This window comes from Gordonia alkanivorans, from assembly GCF_004011905.1.
GTDB lineage: Bacteria > Actinomycetota > Actinomycetes > Mycobacteriales > Mycobacteriaceae > Gordonia > Gordonia alkanivorans.
The window spans coordinates 4,356,351-4,371,242 of the sequence record NZ_CP027114.1; the positions used below are offsets into that span (position 1 = coordinate 4,356,351).

16 protein-coding genes are annotated in these 14,892 nt (G+C 67.6%); 9 read left to right on the forward strand and 7 right to left on the reverse strand.

The genetic code is table 11. The features are described from left to right. Positions 1-6: 6 nt before the first annotated feature. Positions 7-327, reverse strand: a complete 321-nt coding sequence (locus C5O27_RS19775) for a putative quinol monooxygenase (RefSeq protein WP_006357680.1) — start codon at positions 325-327, stop codon at positions 7-9. Positions 328-511: 184 nt separating this feature from the next. Here C5O27_RS19775 and C5O27_RS19780 point away from each other — a divergent pair, with 184 nt between their 5' ends. After that, the gene (locus tag C5O27_RS19780) at positions 512-1,936 is read left to right on the forward strand and encodes an aldehyde dehydrogenase family protein (RefSeq protein ID WP_006357679.1); all 1,425 of its coding nucleotides are present in this window, start codon (positions 512-514) and stop codon (positions 1,934-1,936) included. 82 nt (positions 1,937-2,018) lie between these two features. On the opposite strand, the gene C5O27_RS19785 is transcribed toward C5O27_RS19780, so the two are convergent. Further along, on the reverse strand, positions 2,019-3,254 hold the full coding sequence (locus C5O27_RS19785; protein WP_006357678.1) for a benzoate/H(+) symporter BenE family transporter: 1,236 nt from the start codon (positions 3,252-3,254) through the stop codon (positions 2,019-2,021). A gap of 118 nt (positions 3,255-3,372) precedes the next feature. Here C5O27_RS19785 and C5O27_RS19790 point away from each other — a divergent pair, with 118 nt between their 5' ends. The 3 genes from C5O27_RS19790 to C5O27_RS19800 all read left to right on the forward strand — a co-directional run bounded on the left by C5O27_RS19790 (position 3,373) and on the right by C5O27_RS19800 (position 6,320). After that, a complete protein-coding gene (locus C5O27_RS19790; protein ID WP_127963454.1) occupies positions 3,373-4,176 on the forward strand; it encodes an alpha/beta fold hydrolase in 804 nt (267 codons plus the stop codon). Positions 4,177-4,270: 94 nt separating this feature from the next. Next, positions 4,271-5,770, forward strand: a complete 1,500-nt coding sequence (locus C5O27_RS19795; protein WP_035750474.1) for an alpha/beta hydrolase — start codon at positions 4,271-4,273, stop codon at positions 5,768-5,770. A 106-nt stretch (positions 5,771-5,876) separates the two neighbouring features. Continuing rightward, positions 5,877-6,320, forward strand: coding sequence for a hypothetical protein (locus C5O27_RS19800; RefSeq protein WP_119031744.1), 444 nt, complete (start codon positions 5,877-5,879; stop codon positions 6,318-6,320). 92 nt (positions 6,321-6,412) lie between these two features. Here C5O27_RS19800 and C5O27_RS19805 read toward each other — a convergent pair whose 3' ends face one another. Continuing rightward, entirely contained in the window at positions 6,413-8,461 is a 2,049-nt protein-coding gene (locus tag C5O27_RS19805; RefSeq protein WP_127963455.1) for a hypothetical protein, read from the reverse strand. Between the two features lie 92 nt (positions 8,462-8,553). Here C5O27_RS19805 and C5O27_RS19810 point away from each other — a divergent pair, with 92 nt between their 5' ends. Continuing rightward, positions 8,554-9,102 carry a TetR/AcrR family transcriptional regulator gene (locus tag C5O27_RS19810; protein ID WP_119031742.1) on the forward strand — a complete coding sequence of 183 codons (549 nt, stop codon included), beginning with the start codon at positions 8,554-8,556 and terminating at the stop codon, positions 9,100-9,102. Positions 9,103-9,148: 46 nt separating this feature from the next. On the opposite strand, the gene C5O27_RS19815 is transcribed toward C5O27_RS19810, so the two are convergent. Both C5O27_RS19815 and C5O27_RS19820 read right to left on the reverse strand, forming a co-directional pair. Next, a complete protein-coding gene (locus C5O27_RS19815) occupies positions 9,149-9,985 on the reverse strand; it encodes an alpha/beta hydrolase (RefSeq protein WP_127963456.1) in 837 nt (278 codons plus the stop codon). A 50-nt stretch (positions 9,986-10,035) separates the two neighbouring features. Beyond that, entirely contained in the window at positions 10,036-10,416 is a 381-nt protein-coding gene (locus tag C5O27_RS19820; RefSeq protein WP_005195626.1) for a hypothetical protein, read from the reverse strand. Positions 10,417-10,544: 128 nt separating this feature from the next. On the opposite strand from C5O27_RS19820, the gene C5O27_RS19825 reads away from it, so the two are divergent. Genes C5O27_RS19825 through C5O27_RS19835 form a run of 3 tightly spaced genes read left to right on the forward strand, consistent with a single transcriptional unit; the run spans position 10,545 to position 12,730 of the window. Continuing rightward, positions 10,545-11,516 (forward strand): pirin family protein, encoded by a 972-nt coding sequence (locus C5O27_RS19825; protein ID WP_035750462.1) that lies wholly within the window; start codon positions 10,545-10,547, stop codon positions 11,514-11,516. A 3-nt stretch (positions 11,517-11,519) separates the two neighbouring features. Further along, positions 11,520-12,002 carry a MarR family winged helix-turn-helix transcriptional regulator gene (locus tag C5O27_RS19830; protein WP_035750459.1) on the forward strand — a complete coding sequence of 161 codons (483 nt, stop codon included), beginning with the start codon at positions 11,520-11,522 and terminating at the stop codon, positions 12,000-12,002. Further along, positions 12,002-12,730, forward strand: coding sequence for a pirin family protein (locus tag C5O27_RS19835; protein ID WP_127963457.1), 729 nt, complete (start codon positions 12,002-12,004; stop codon positions 12,728-12,730). The genes C5O27_RS19830 and C5O27_RS19835 overlap by 1 nt, the downstream gene beginning before the upstream one ends. A gap of 14 nt (positions 12,731-12,744) precedes the next feature. On the opposite strand, the gene C5O27_RS19840 is transcribed toward C5O27_RS19835, so the two are convergent. After that, positions 12,745-13,677 carry an LLM class F420-dependent oxidoreductase gene (locus tag C5O27_RS19840; RefSeq protein WP_127963458.1) on the reverse strand — a complete coding sequence of 311 codons (933 nt, stop codon included), beginning with the start codon at positions 13,675-13,677 and terminating at the stop codon, positions 12,745-12,747. A gap of 143 nt (positions 13,678-13,820) precedes the next feature. On the opposite strand from C5O27_RS19840, the gene C5O27_RS19845 reads away from it, so the two are divergent. Beyond that, positions 13,821-14,237, forward strand: a complete 417-nt coding sequence (locus C5O27_RS19845) for a DUF6764 family protein (protein ID WP_006357658.1) — start codon at positions 13,821-13,823, stop codon at positions 14,235-14,237. A gap of 81 nt (positions 14,238-14,318) precedes the next feature. On the opposite strand, the gene C5O27_RS19850 is transcribed toward C5O27_RS19845, so the two are convergent. Next, on the reverse strand, positions 14,319-14,822 hold the full coding sequence (locus C5O27_RS19850) for a mycothiol transferase (protein ID WP_127963459.1): 504 nt from the start codon (positions 14,820-14,822) through the stop codon (positions 14,319-14,321). Between the last annotated feature and the right edge of the window lie 70 nt (positions 14,823-14,892).

Here is a 14,892-nt window from a genome sequence, read left to right on the forward strand (position 1 = left end):
CGTCGGTCAGGCGACCTCGAACTCGCCCAGTTTCGACCACTCGTCCCCGTCAATGGTGGTGTTGATGACGTCCGGGGTCCGCTGCAGGTACTTGGGCAGCTCCTGCTGCGCCTGCTTGAAGTGCGGCGAGGTCACATGCGCCTCGGCCGCGTCGTCGTCGAATGCCTCGACCAGCACGTAGGTGTGCGGGTCGTCCAGCGAACGCGACCAGTCGAACCACTTGTTGCCCGGTTCGGCGCGCGTCGCCTCGGTGAACTCGCGCGACAGCTCCGGCCATTCGTCCGCATACTCGGGCTTGATGGGCCATTTCACGACGATGAGAATCATGCCTCGACCTTAGTCCCCGACCTCGGGACGAACTGTCGCAAAATGCGACTGGGACGGCTGTCCCAAAATGTCCCACCCGTCGACCTCTTCCGGCTACCGGAATCGCGAGACCTCCGCCGCCTCAAGGCATAGAGTGTGAAATCGACAACAAATGTCCTCACATCAGTGCGACAACGGAGGCGATATGCCGGACATCACCAAGTTCTACATCGACGGCCGGTGGGTGGAACCCGCCGAGCTCAACGTCATCGACGTGATCAACCCGGCCACGGAGAAGGCCGCCGGCCAGGTCGCGATCGGAAGCGCTGCCGATGTCGACGCCGCCGTGGAAGCCGCCCGTCGCGCCTTCGAGACCTGGGGCCAGACCACCGTCGAGGAGCGACTCGAGGTCATCAACCGGATCATCGCCGAGTACCAGAACCGCATGGGCGATCTCGCCGCCGCGGTCACCGAGGAGATGGGCTCCCCCGTCGGCCTCACCAACGCCGCGCAGGTTCCGATCGGCCTCGGCCACCTGATGACCGCCGCCGCCCAGCTACCCGGCTTCTCCTTCAGCGAGGACCGCGGCGGACACCGCATCGTCAAGGAGCCGATCGGCGTCTGCGGTTTCATCACGCCGTGGAACTGGCCGCTGAACCAGGTCATGTGCAAGGTCGCCCCGGCCCTGGCCACCGGCTGCACCATGGTGCTCAAGCCCTCCGAGGTGGCACCGTTCTCTGCCGCCATCGTGGCCGAGATCTTCGACGCCGCAGGCGTTCCCGCCGGTGTGTTCAACCTCGTCAACGGTGACGGACCGGGCGTCGGCGCCGCGCTGGCCGCCCACCCCGACATCGACATGATCTCGTTCACCGGGTCCACCCGTGCGGGCATCGAGGTAGCCAAGACCGCGGCCCCGTCGGTCAAGCGCGTCGCCCAGGAGCTCGGCGGCAAGAGCCCGAACATCATCCTCGACGACGAGGACTTCGCGAAGAACGTCGCCGGCGGCATCGCGGCGATGATGATGAACTCCGGCCAGTCGTGCAACGCCCCGAGCCGCATGCTCGTGCCGTCCTCCCGTCTCGACGAGGTCGCCGAGATCGCCAAGTCGGTCGAGCCGAACATCACCGTCGGCGATCCGACGACCGATGTGCAGCTCGGCCCGGTGGTCTCCGAGGCACAGTTCGAGAAGATCCAGGGCCTCATCGAGCGTGCGATCGCCGACGGCGCCACCCCGGTCATCGGCGGCGCGGGACGCCCGGAAGGTCTCGAGACCGGCTACTACGTGAAGCCGACGGTGTTCACCAACGTCACCAACGACATGGAGATCGCCCGCACCGAGGTCTTCGGTCCGGTCCTCGTCGTCATCGCCTACGACTCGATCGACGAGGCGATCAAGATCGGCAACGACACCGAATACGGCCTCGCCGGTTACGTCTCCGGCAAGGACATCGACGAGGTCCGCCGCATCGGTTCGCGCATCCGCGCGGGTTCGATCGGTCTCAACGGTGCCACGGTCGACCCGGTCGCACCATTCGGTGGCTACAAGAAGAGTGGCAACGGCCGCGAATGGGGCGACTACGCCTTCGACGAGTTCCTCGAGGTCAAGTCGCTACTCGGCTACGGCGCCTGACGCCACATCCTCTCTCAGGTCCGGCGGGCACATCCACATGTGCCCGCCGGTTTCCGTCTGTCGGTGCCGCGTCCGTCGGTGCTCAGACCGGGTCCTCGGCGCGGAAGTCGTTGCGCTCCACGACCCAGGACACCGCCATCCCGGCGACGAGCCCCCAGAAGGCCGAACCGATGTTCAGGACCGTCAGGTCCGACACCGAGACCAGGAAGGTCAACAGCGCGCCCATCGTGAACCGAGAGCCGAATGCCCCGCGGAACGCTCCCTGCAGCGCACCGAGGAGCGCCAGACCGCCAACCGTCGCGATGAACGCGGCCGGCATCGCCTGCATGAGCGTGACGAAGACCGGCGCGAACACACCGATCACGATCGCGAGAACACCGAAGGTCAGTGCCGCGATGTACTGACGGTCGCGACGGCCGCCCGCCACCAGCAAGGCATTGGTGGGGCCGGTCAGGCACGACGAGATGGCCCCGACAGACGCCGCGAGTGCCGACCACAACCCGCTCGCCACGGTGATCACGTTGACCGGCGGACGGTGTCCGGCGCCGCGCAGCACCGCGACCCCTTGTCCGTTCTGTACGACGATCACGGTGATGGCGAGCGGCACCACCAGTTCCATCGCTGCCCGGACGGTGAACTCCGGGACCGTGAAGACCGGCACCGCCACGATCGACGACGCCGGGGTGTCGATGTGAAAGGACCCGGTCGCGACGACCGCGATGGCACCCACCACGAACGCGCCGATGATCGGCGGGACCCGCCGGCTCACCGTCTGATGGCACTGGAGCGCGAAGAAGGCCACCACGATCGGTACCGCGACCCAGGGGTCGGTCCCGACCGCGCCCACGACGTCGAGGCCGAACTGCAGGAACACTCCGGCGACCATGCCCATCACGATGGGCATCGGTATCGCCGACATCGCCTGTCGCACACGCCCGGTCAGACCCACCAGGACGATCAGCAGGCCGGTCAGGAGAAACGCACCGACGACCTCTGCCCACCTCAGGTGCGCCGAAGCCGAACCGACGAGCACCGTGCCGGGGATCGTCCACGCGAACCCCAGCGGCATCTGATACACCCAGCTGGCAACCACCGTCAGGATGCCGTTGAGCACGAAGACCCCGAAGATCCACGACGACAGCTGCGCTGTGGTGAGATCGCCCGCCGCACCCGCCGCGAGGATCACCGCCACCGGTCCCGACGCGGCAAAGATCAGTCCGATCAGGCCGTTCGCCAGGTAGGTCCCGCCTGCATCGCGCAGCATCGACGACGGGCTCGGCCGGGTACCGGTGGGCCGCTCGAAGCCGGTTGCGTACATGTGGGCGAGGCTAGCTCCGTATCCGGCGAGGACAAGGACACAGATTCCCGGGATTGATCGCGTGTGTTTATCGCACGACGCCCACGCGTCGCAGGCGCCGTGAGTACGATCGGCCTTCATGCTGATCCCCACCCACCCCGACTCGACCACCGTCCTCGACGTCGAGGTGACCGGCACCGGCGAGCCGCTTCTGCTCATCGCGGGCATGTCCGCACACCGGGAGATGTGGACCGCCGAACTCCTCGACCGACTGACCCCGCATTTCCAGGTCGCCGTCTACGACCATCGCGGCATCGGCGGGAGCAGCCGCGCGGAGGGTTCGTTCACCATCGCCGACCTCGCCGACGACGCGCGTGGTGTCCTCGACGGCCTCGGCTGGGACACCGCGCACGTCCTGGGCACGTCGATGGGCGGCATGATCGCCCAAGAGCTGACCCTCGGCCACGCCGACCGTGTGCGCAGCCTGGTCCTCGGCTGCACCACCGCGGGCGGTCCGGGCGCGATCGGCACCTCAGGCGCGCTGCGCCTGGTCGAGGCCATCGCCGCCCGCGACGCCGCGCGCGTCGCCCGCACCGCGTTCGAGGTCAACCTGTCCCCCGGATTCTGTTCCGATGACGGCGCATTCGAGAAGTTCACGAAGTTCTCCACACTGCGCAAGGTGCCGTCGGCGGTGGTCGCTGCCCAGGCAGCGGCCTGTGCGGGCCACGACACCCGCGATCGGCTGGCCGCCATCGACGTCCCCACGACCGTCATCCACGGCGACGTCGACGACGTCATCGGCGTCGCCGAGGGCGAACGGCTCGCCGCGGCCATCCCCGACGCCTCCCTCGAAAGGTGGGCCGGCGTCGGGCACATGTTCTGGTGGGAACGCCCCGAGCAGACGGCCGAGGTCGCCATCCGAACAGCGAAGGCAGCAGGCTGAACAGAGCCGGCGTAACGCCGGTCGGGTCGTCGAACGACATTCTTGACATCGGCACCGACGCGATCTTCGGGTGGCCACGTATGTCAGGAGCTCTATGTCGCACTCATCCCAGGCCAGCCCTTCCGAGGCCCCCGGTTCCGAGGCCCCCAGCCCGAAGCCCCGTCGTCTCTCGCCGCGCCGGCGGGTGTTGACCGGTATCTCGGTCGTCGCCATCCTCACGCTCGGCCTGTTCGGGGCGAGCACGCTGTTCGACTCGTCGAACACCGCCAGCGCCCTGCGCGGGCATCCGGAGAAGTTGCGCCCGGGCTGCACCTGGGACTCCTCCGGATATTTCGTGCAGAACTGCAAGGTGTGGTCGGAATCCCAGCAACGTCACGTGATCGTCCAGATCCGCGCCTCCAGCGGCAGCGACAGCGGCGTCTACCTGCTCGACGGCATGCGCGCCAGCGAGACCCGCTCGGCGTGGACCACCGACGTCCAGGCCGCCCGTGTCTACGACGCCAAGGCCGACACAACGCTGGTCATGCCGGTCGGCGGCGCGTCGTCGTTCTACACCGACTGGGACGGTGGCGCAGGCAGCAACAACACCATCATCAAGCAGGAGACCTTCCTGACCTCCGAGCTCCCCGCGTACCTGGAGGAGCAATTCGGCGTCGCCCGCAACAACAACGCGATCGTCGGATTGTCGATGTCGGGCGGCCCCGCGGTGACGCTCGCCGAGCGGCACCCCGAGCAGTTCAAGGTCGTCCAGGCGATGTCGGGTTACTACCAGACCGACAACCCGATCGGCGCCCTCGGCGTCTTCGCGACGCAGAGCCTGGTGTCGAACTACGTCAGCGGCATCGTCAACATGTGGGGCAAGCCGGGCGGCACCCGCTGGACCGACAACGACCCGTCGAAGAACGTCGGCAAGCTCGCGGAGAACGGTCAGGTGCTGGTCATCTCGTCGGGCAACGGTTTCCTCACCCCGTCCGAGCTGGCGAAGCTCGCCCCGCAGGATCAGATCTCGGCGATCGCGCTGGAGATCCTGTCGGCGGTGTCGACCGTGCTGATGCAGCTGCAGGCCAAGCAGTCCGGCGCGTCGGTGATCTCGCTGCCCAACTACGGCGGCCACACCTGGGAGAACTGGGGTCGTGCTCTCGGCGACGGCAAGGGTCACGTCCTCGAGGCGCTGCGCAACAACCCGCCGGTCACCGCGAAGACGACGGTCGTGTCGGCATCGGGCAGCCCTGATCCCGAGGCCCCCGCGAAGGTCACGATGGCCGTGAAACAGGCCGCCGCGGCCTCCCCCGCCCTCGACGCCACTGTCCTGGCCGCACTGGAGTCGACCGACGCCTCCTCCCCGTCGTCGGAGACCTCGTCGTCGGAATCGGCCGGCCCGTCCGACGCCTCGGAGTCGGCTGCACCGTCGAGCGATGACGTGTCGGCATCCGTACCCGCCGCACCCGAGTCGGCAGCGGCCGAATCCGCCGCCCCTGCAGAGCAATCCGCCGCGACGACGACGGACCCCTCCGCACCGGAGCCCGCGCCGTCGGCTCCGCCGGTCTCGGAGCAGCCCGCGTCGTCGACGACGACCACGACACCGGTTCGGTAAGCCCGCTCCGTTGAGGGAGTCAGCAATAGGTATCGCTGAGCGATACCTATTGCTGGTCCATCTGTCGGCCCTCGTCGCCACCGCGCACAGCGGATAGGTTTACGAGGTGAACTCCGCCGATCTGGCCGACCTCGTCGGCACCGACACCATCGCCGTGGTGATCGCCTCCGGGCTGATCCTGGTCTGGGGTCTGGCACTGGGTGTGTGGAAGTACCACGGGATCCGCACGTCGCCCGAACACACCGCGCACGTCTACGTCGACATCGCTCATCGGGCGGCGCTGATGTACTCGTTTGCGACCCTCGTCCTCGCGGCCCTCGTCGAGCTGAGTGCGTTCTCGCCGGTCGTCAATGTGCTGGCCGCCGCGGTTCCGATCGTCTTCTTCGTCGCCGCGACCGGGGCGTACTGCATCCACGGCGCCCTGCGCGACACCACGAATCAGTTCGAGAACCCGATGCCGGGGACGTATCTGTTCATGCTCGCGCTGATCGTCGGCGAGATCGGCGGAGTGCTGGTGTTGCTCGCCGGCGTCGTAGTGCGCGTGGCCTGAGCACTCCCTCACGACAGTGGGCACCTGGGTCGGCGGCGGAATACCACCACAGACCCAGGTGCCCTTTTGACCACAGACAATCGGTGGACGCGTCAGGGAGCGTCGACGGCCCCCACGAGAACCTGACCTTCGTCGGTCTCCACCGCCTGGTCGTCGGCGGTTTCCTCTCCTGACCGGTCCGCCTTGCCCGCACGTCGCGATGCCCAGACGAGACAGACCACTGCCGCGGCCGCCCACGCACCCATGACCGCGAGACTGCTACCGACACCGGCGCCATCGAAGTAGATGACGTCACGGATCGCACCGAGTCCCTGCGCTGTGGGCAGAATCGCGTGCAGCACCCCGTAGAACGACGGCGCCAAGTCGAGCTGGACTGCGATACCGCTCGCGGCCACTCCGGGAATGATGAACACGAAGAGCGTGATGAGGAGCTGCGCGGGACCGATGAGCTTGAACCCGGCCAGCGTGATCAGGCCGATCGTGATCCCGAGTGCGGTGAGCATGCCGAACGCGGACAGCGCGCTGCCGTCGAAGATGTCGAACACCGTCCAGCCCCACAGCACCTGGATGGCCGCGCTGATCACGGCCACCGCGACCACGACGAGCGCCTGAACCCGGGTTCGCAGGCCGCCACCGAAGACACCGACGATCACCGCAGCGAGGAACCCGCCGACAGCGGCACCGATGCCGAGGTAGAGCGAACTCGCACCGACCGAGTCCTCGGCGGGCAGCGGTGCGACGTCGGTGATCGTTGCCGTGCGCCCACCCGACTCGACCACGCCGGTGAGCAGCGACTCGACCGCCGCAGCGGCCTGCATGCCCGCGGCGGAGGCGACGTAGACGTCGCCGCGCATCGGGTCCACCGCGCCACGAAGTTCGAGATCTTCGAGCTGCTGACGGGCCACGCCGGCATCGGGCACGACGACGACATCGAGCGCGTCGCCGGCTGCGGCCTCGAGGCCGGCGACCGTCTCCGTCACGGGCGCACCGGAGCCGATCACCGCTATCGGCATGGAACGCGGTGCCGGGCTGTGGAAGAGCCCGACGAACACGAGAGGCATGACGATCGCGAACAACAGCGGCAGGGTCATCACACCTGCGGTCAACCGCCGGGTGAAGAGGCGCCGCTCGGCCGGCTCCGTGGGGACGGCGATCGGGAGGACTTCCTCCCCGCCCTTCCCCGGCCGCTTCAGCGTCGCCAGCGTGAACATCCCGATCGCGGCCACGGTCCAGATCGCCAGCGTGGTCAGGTCCGCCGCGATTCCCGCGCCGTCGAAGTAGATGATCCGCCGGAGGGCATCCAGACCAGACGAGGTCGTCAGGAAGTGTTGCAGCGATCCGAAGAACCCGGGCACCATGTCGGCCGGAACCCCGGCACCAGAGGCGGGTATCCCGAGGATGATGAACAGGATGACCGACACGACGGTCATCTCGGAACCGATCAGCCGGAGGCCTCCCAGATGGATCAACCCGGTCACGGCTGACAGCACTGTGAGCATCGCGCCCACCGCGAGCAGGTTGGTGCTCAACGCACCGTAGACGCCGTAGGCGATCCACGTCCCGATCACCGCGGTGATCACGCTCATCCCACCCAGGATCGCGAGATGGCGTCCCAGTCCGAGACCGGGCAGCACCATACCGAGCATCGTCGCGGTGGTGAAGCCGGCCAAGATCGCGGCGAGGCCGATGAAGAGGAACGACACCCCGACCCGGTCCTGCTCGGGCAGCGGAGCCACATCGGTGACGCTGAGTGTCTGACCGCTCTGACCGGCGACTTCGGTGAAGACGGCGGTCACCGCCTGTGCCGCTGCTGCGCCTCCCGCCGAAGCGATGAAGAGGTCGCCGGTCTCTGGGTCGTATGCCGCACGACTGTCGAGATCGGCCAGCGCGCGCTTCGCCGTCTCCGTGTCGGCGACCACCGCTGCGTCGAACCGGCCCTCGGTGCTGACACCGACTCCGGTCGCGAGCTTCTGGGCTCGGTCGCCGGTGCCCACGATCTGCACCACCATGTTGGTCGGTTCTGGCTCGTGGAAGGCGGCGAGATAGGCCGCGGGCATCGCGAGGGCCATGAAAATCGGAAATGCCAGAGCCGCCAGAAGTTTCGGCCAGCTCGTCGCGGCGCCGGGTGGTCCAGATGACATGATGAAAGGCTCCTCCACGAGAACGTTGTCTTACAGTTGTAAGAAACCTTACAGATGTAAAATAGCGATCGGCAAAGTTGAAATGAGTGACGATGACGACAGTCGGTCGAACCAGCACGGATGCACGCTCGGTACGCAGTCGGACTGCGCTACTCGACGCCGCTCGTGGCCTCGTCCTCGAGCAGGGGTCGGGGGCAATCACGATCTCGGCCATCTGCCAGCGCGCACAGGTCAGCCGGCCGACCTTCTACCAGCACTACTCATCACCTGATGAACTCCTGGCGGACATGGTCCGATCGCGGTTCGACGACATCCTCGCCTCGGTCCCTGAATCCGACCGAGACGACACACCTGCGGTCATCAGACGCGTTCTCGCCGACATCGGCGCGCAGCCCCGGGCCTTCGCGGGCCTTCTCGGTGACCGGGCGACGTGGGGTCAGGTCCGCTCGGCCTTCGAAGAGTGGTTGACCGAGCACCTCGCCGAAGCCCACCCGGATGCACGCCCCAGTGACCTCGACTTCGCCGCGGGAGGCACCGTCAGGTTGGTCGCAATCGCACTCGCCGCGGGCAACGAGTCCCAGTTGGATCAGACCGCAGACGACGTATGGCGACTCGTGCAGGCCGTGCTCGACCTGCCGTAGCGATCAGCGGTCCCACACCGGGCAGTTTCCACCGGCAGAACCAACATCACTTCACACGAGTGTGGGCGACAAGCCAGCTCACGACCTCGCCGAGGACCACGTCCTGCTCGGGTTCGTTGAAGATCTCGTGGAACAGGTCGTCGTAGATGACCAGCGTCTTGTCCTCCGAACCCGCGAGCCGCTCGACGAGTTCGCTGCCCTTCGGGTCGGTGAGGGCGTCGGCGCCGCCATGCATCACGAGCACCGGCAGCTGCAGTGACGGCAGGCGCTCCGGGAACGACTGCATCGTGGCGATCATCGCCCCGCCCAGCCCGGCCGGGATCTTTCCGCGCGAGACGAGCGGATCGGCGTCGTAGGCCGCGACGACGGCCGGATCGCGGGAGATGCTCGACGAACTCAGCGCGGTGGTCGGCAGTCCCGGCGCGATCCGCCCGAGAATCGGCGCGACCTTGACCGCGAGCGGAGACAGGTCGTTCCCCGGCAGCACCGCGGCACCCGACAGGATGAGACCGTCGAGCTTCTCCTGATGGTCGAGTGCGTAGTCGAGCGCGATACAGCCGCCCATGCTGTGGCCGATGAGGAACGTCGGGAGAGCGTCGTCGGAGACGTGGGCGATGACGGTGTCGAGGTCGCCGGTGAACTCGCCGAAACGGCGCAGGCGCATCCGCTTGCCGCCGGACCGTCCGTGACCGATGTGGTCGGGGAGCGCCACCAGATAACCCGCGTCCACGAGGCGCTGGGCGACGTGACCGTACCGTCGACCGTGTTCGGCGAGTCCGTGGGCGATCACCACGACGCCGCGCGGATCGCCCTCGGGCCGGTGCACGTCGTAGACGATGGTCTGGCCGTGCGGTCCGCGGAAACTGTGCTCTTCCGGTGTCATTCCCTGCTCTCTCGTTTCCTGCTCTGGCGCCCTGCTCACACGAACGCGGATCAGTGGAGGCCCAGCCGCGCCGCGACCGACTTGCCCGCGGACTCGAGCACTCCGAGCGGACGAAGCGCGGCCTCGCCGATCCCCACCAGCACCTCGACCCGGGCGACGACCCGCTCGAGCCGCGCCACGACATCGGACATCCGGCCGACGGTGGTGTCCACCTTGTCGAGTGTTCCCGACATCCGTACGAGAGTCGCATCCAGCTTCTCGATCGTCGCGTCGAGATTCCCCATGGTCGGGCCGAGGCCCTCCAGGGTCTCGCCCATGTCGGCGAGAATCCCCTCCAGCTGCTCGACCGTCACGTCGGCATTGAATGCGGCCTGCGCCAGCTTCTTGATGCGTTGACGCTCGGGCGGCTTCGATGACGAGGTGTCGACCATGGGCTGGATTATCGCCCACCGGTCGGCCACCGGGAGAGCGAACGCGTGAGGAATAGTCCGGCGCCCTCGACGGTTGAGGCACACAGAGTTGCTCAAATTTGAGTGACTCACGAACGAAGGAGCACCTCCTGCCTGCCGTCTCCGCCGACACCTTGACTCTGGCGCGCCTGTCCTCGCCCGGGGTCGACGCCATCGAACGACCCGTCCGCTCGGTCACGCGCGGACCGCGCGGATACGAAGGAGAAGGGTTCCCGGTGGTGCGCGCCTTCGCCGGCGTCTCCGCCGCCGACCTCGATCCCTTCATCCACATGGACCAGATGGGTGAGGTCGACTACGAACCCGGCGAACCGCGGGGCACCTCCTGGCACCCGCATCGCGGCTTCGAGACCGTGACCTACATGATCGACGGCCGGTTCGCCCACCAGGACTCCGCCGGGGGCGGCGGCCTCATCGAAGACGGTGCGACGCAATGGATGACGGCCGGGTCCGGCATCCTGCACATCGAGACCCCACCGGCCGAGCTGGTCGAGTCGGGCGGGCTGTTCCACGGCATCCAGCTGTGGGTGAACCTGCCCGCCAAGGACAAGTTCCTCCCGCCCAACTACCAGAATCTCGAGGGCGGTCAGGTGGGCCTGGTGACCTCCCCGGACGCCGGGTCGCTGATCCGGATCATCGCCGGCGAGATCGACGGCCACCGCGGGCCGGGATCGACCCACACACCTATCACCCTGGCCCACGCCACGGTGCAACCGGGTGCAGGGGTGTCGATTCCGTGGAATCCCGAGTTCAACGCGCTGGTCTACGTGCTGTCCGGGCGTGGGCGGGTCGGCGCGGAGGGTCCTCCCATCGAACAGGGGTCGCTCGCGGTGCTCGGCAAGGGTGACCGGATCACCGTGGCCGCCGACGGTTCGCAGGACAGCAACCGTCCCGCGCTGGAGGTCCTGCTGCTCGGCGGCCGGCCGATCCGCGAGCGTGTGTTCCAGTACGGTCCGTTCGTCATGAACACCAAGCAGCAACTCGTCGAGGCGATCGAGGACTATCAAGCCGGCCGACTTGGTGTCATCCCCCCGGATGCGCTGATGCCGCACACCGTTCGCTGATCCATGGCCCGACACTCCCCCGCCGGGTCCGACGATCTGCAGGCCGCGTGGCGCGTCTTCATCGAGACCGCCGCGCGGCTGCAGACCATGCTCGACGACGACCTGCGTGCCACCGCCGGGATGAGTCTCGCCGACTACAGCATGCTGCTCATCCTGCACGAGAGCGAGGGCGGCCGACTGCGGATGCGAGACCTGTCTTACCGCATGGTGTTCTCCACGTCGCGTCTGTCCTACCAGGTCGACGCGATGGTCAAACGTGGTTGGCTGCAGCGCGAACGCGCCGCCGAGGACCGGCGTGGTAGTTACGCGGTGCTCACCGAGGCCGGGCGTGCCGCTTTCCGCGAAGCCGCCCACGACCACGGTCGGTGCGTCGACGACCTGTTCTTCACCGCACTCCGCCCCTCGGACGGACGCGAACTGCGTGCGGTGATGGAAAGACTCGCCGCGCATCTCGACGCCACCCACCCGAGAAACCAGGAGACCTGATGTCGCTCACCATCATCCGTGCCACCGAGCGCCATCACTGGCGCAACGAGTGGCTCGAGTCCTGGCAGTCTTTCCCGGCGACGGGCAACTTCGACCTCGCCGCGAACGCCCACGGAGTCCTGCTCGTGCACAACGACGATCGGGTCGACGCGGGCGAGGGGCTCGACCGCCATCAGCACCGCGATGCCGAGATCGTCACATGGGTTCTCGAAGGAGCACTGCGCCACCGCGATTCCACGGGCAACGACGGAATCCTGAAACCCGGAGTGGTGCAACGCATGACGGCCGGTCGCGGGATCGCCCACAGCGAGGGCAACGCCACCGGCCGCCTCGACGGCACCGACCTGCGCGTCGTCCAGATGTGGGTCGCACCCGACGAGGCCGGCCTCGAACCCGGATACGCCGAGGCCGACGTCTCCGGTGCGCTGGCGACCGGCGAACTCGTGGTGGTCGCCTCCGGACTGTCCCGCGACGCGACGACGACGCCGGTGACGATCAACAACTCCGCCGCCGCCCTACATGTGGCACGGATGCCCGCCGGAAAGACGGTGACGCTGCCCGACGCACCCTACGGTCACCTGTACGTCGCACGAGGGAGCGTCGAACTCGACGGCACGACCCTCGGCGAGGGTGATGCCGTTCGCACGCGAAACGCCGGCGAGATCTCCCTACACCGCACCGGCGGAGCCGAGATCCTGTTCTGGGAGATGCACGCCGGCGTCGCCTGAGCCTTCCTGCCGGGTCAACCGCCGAGCTGCGGTGCCACCTTCGACGCCACCAGGTCGAGGTGGTCGAGGTCGTCGAGATCCAGTGTCTGGAGATACATCCGGGTGATACCGAGTTCGCGGTAGCTCTCGATCTTGGCCGCGACCTCGTCCGGCGTGCCCGCGGCGCCGTTCTCGCGCAGTTCGTCCGGTTCCCGGCCGATCGCCTCGGCGCGACGCCGGAACTCGGCTTCGGTACTGCCGCAACACAAGACGAGAGCTCCCGAGTACGTCATCGTCTCGGGACGACGCCCTGCCGTGGCACAGGCCGCGCGCACGTTGCCGATCAACTCGCGAGCGACGTCGACGGGCTGGAACACCACGTTGAACTCATCGGCGAACCGCGCCGCCAACGCCGGCGTGCGCTTCTTTCCGCTGCCACCGACGATGATCGGCGGACGCGGGTTCTGCACCGGCTTCGGGAGTGCCGGGGAGTTGCTGATCTGGAAATGCTCACCGCGGTAATCGAACTGACTGCCCTCAGGCGTGCCCCACAGGCCGGTGATGATCTCGAAGCTCTCCTCGAGACGATCGAACCGTTCCTTGATCGACGGGAACGGGATCCCGTAGGCCTTGTGCTCGGGCTCGTACCAGCCGGCCCCGAGCCCCAGTTCGATTCGGCCGCCACTCATCTGGTCGACGTTGGCGACCGCGATCGCGAACGGGCCCGGGAGACGGAAGGTGGCCGACGAGACCAGCGTGCCCAGGCGGATGCGCGAGGTCTCACGCGCGAGACCCGCCAGCGTGATCCACGCGTCGGACGGGCCCGGCAACCCGTCGCCACCCATGCCGCTGTAGTGGTCGGAACGGAAGAAGGCGTCGTAGCCGAGATCCTCGGTCGCCTTCGCCACGGCGAGCAGCTGATCGTAGGTCGCACCTTGCTGGGGTTCGGTGAAAATTCGCAATTGCACAGTTTCAACTTACGCGCAATGGGCATCCACCTCGTGCGGGACGATTTCCCCGGCCGCCCATCCGGCCCCGCGGCGAATCCGAATCGCATATGCACGACACCCCAACCCGGTACTGGCCGAGTACTAGACAAAGGAGTCCGAAAATGAAGACAGTTGCGCGTACAGCCCTCGGTTTTGTCGTCGCGGCGGCAGGTGCCACCGCGGTATCGCTCGCCGCCGCCCCGTCGGCCGGTGCAGCACCGTCGGTGTGTCCGGCCCTGCCCGGTCAGAGCTCCTCCACGACCTCCTGCAGCGCCGAGTCGGGCCCCAACGGTCTCGCGCTCGCCATCACCGACAACGGCGGCAAGGCCACCTCGACTGCGGACAACTTCGCCGGACCCGCGGCCATCGCACTCGGCCCCGGTGCGACCGTGACCATGACCGGTGTGCGCGGCGGCCTGGCCATCGGCATCGCCGGACCGGGCGCCGAGGTCGTCGTCGACGGCAAGAACGCCCCGACCTGCAAGGGCGGCCCCGCATTCGCCGGTGACTTCCAGACCTTCAAGGGCTGCAGGTCCTGATCCTTCGCGCCTGACGGGTGCGAACGGGGCGACCGGCCTGGAGCCCTAGGGTCGGCCTGCCTCTCCATCCGGTACGGCGTGTCAGCCGAACAGCCCGCGCAGATATGCGGCCTGTCCGACGTGTTGCGCGTCGTCGTCGATGACGCTGACCAACCGGACGCCGAGCGTCACCGGCGGATCCCAGTTGGTGTCGACGATCCGGTCCAGATCCGAATCGGTCAGCGCCGCAATGTAGTCCACGCTGACGGCGTGCGTGGCGTCGTAATAGTCGCGGAGCAGGCCCGCATCGTCGACGACGACCCGGGCCACCTCATCGGTCGAATGACCATAGCCGGTGTCGGCCGGCGAGAACGGCAGATCGAATCGCTCGGCCCAGCCGGCGCTCACCCACACCTCGTCGGCGCCGGCGACGTCGGCGACCTGCGCATCCTGAACACGTGTCAGATGCCAGACCAACCAGGCGATCGTGTTGGCGCCCGGCGCCGGGGCCCGGTTCAAGACCTCGGGTTCCAGGCCGCTGAGCACTGCGTGAACATTCTCGGAGACGCGACCGAGACCGTCGATTAGCACATCTGTGGCACGCATGCGGCAATTTTAGTTCGCCGTGCGCGCAAAGATGGCGGGTCCGCACATCCGTCAGCATCATTCTTCCGGT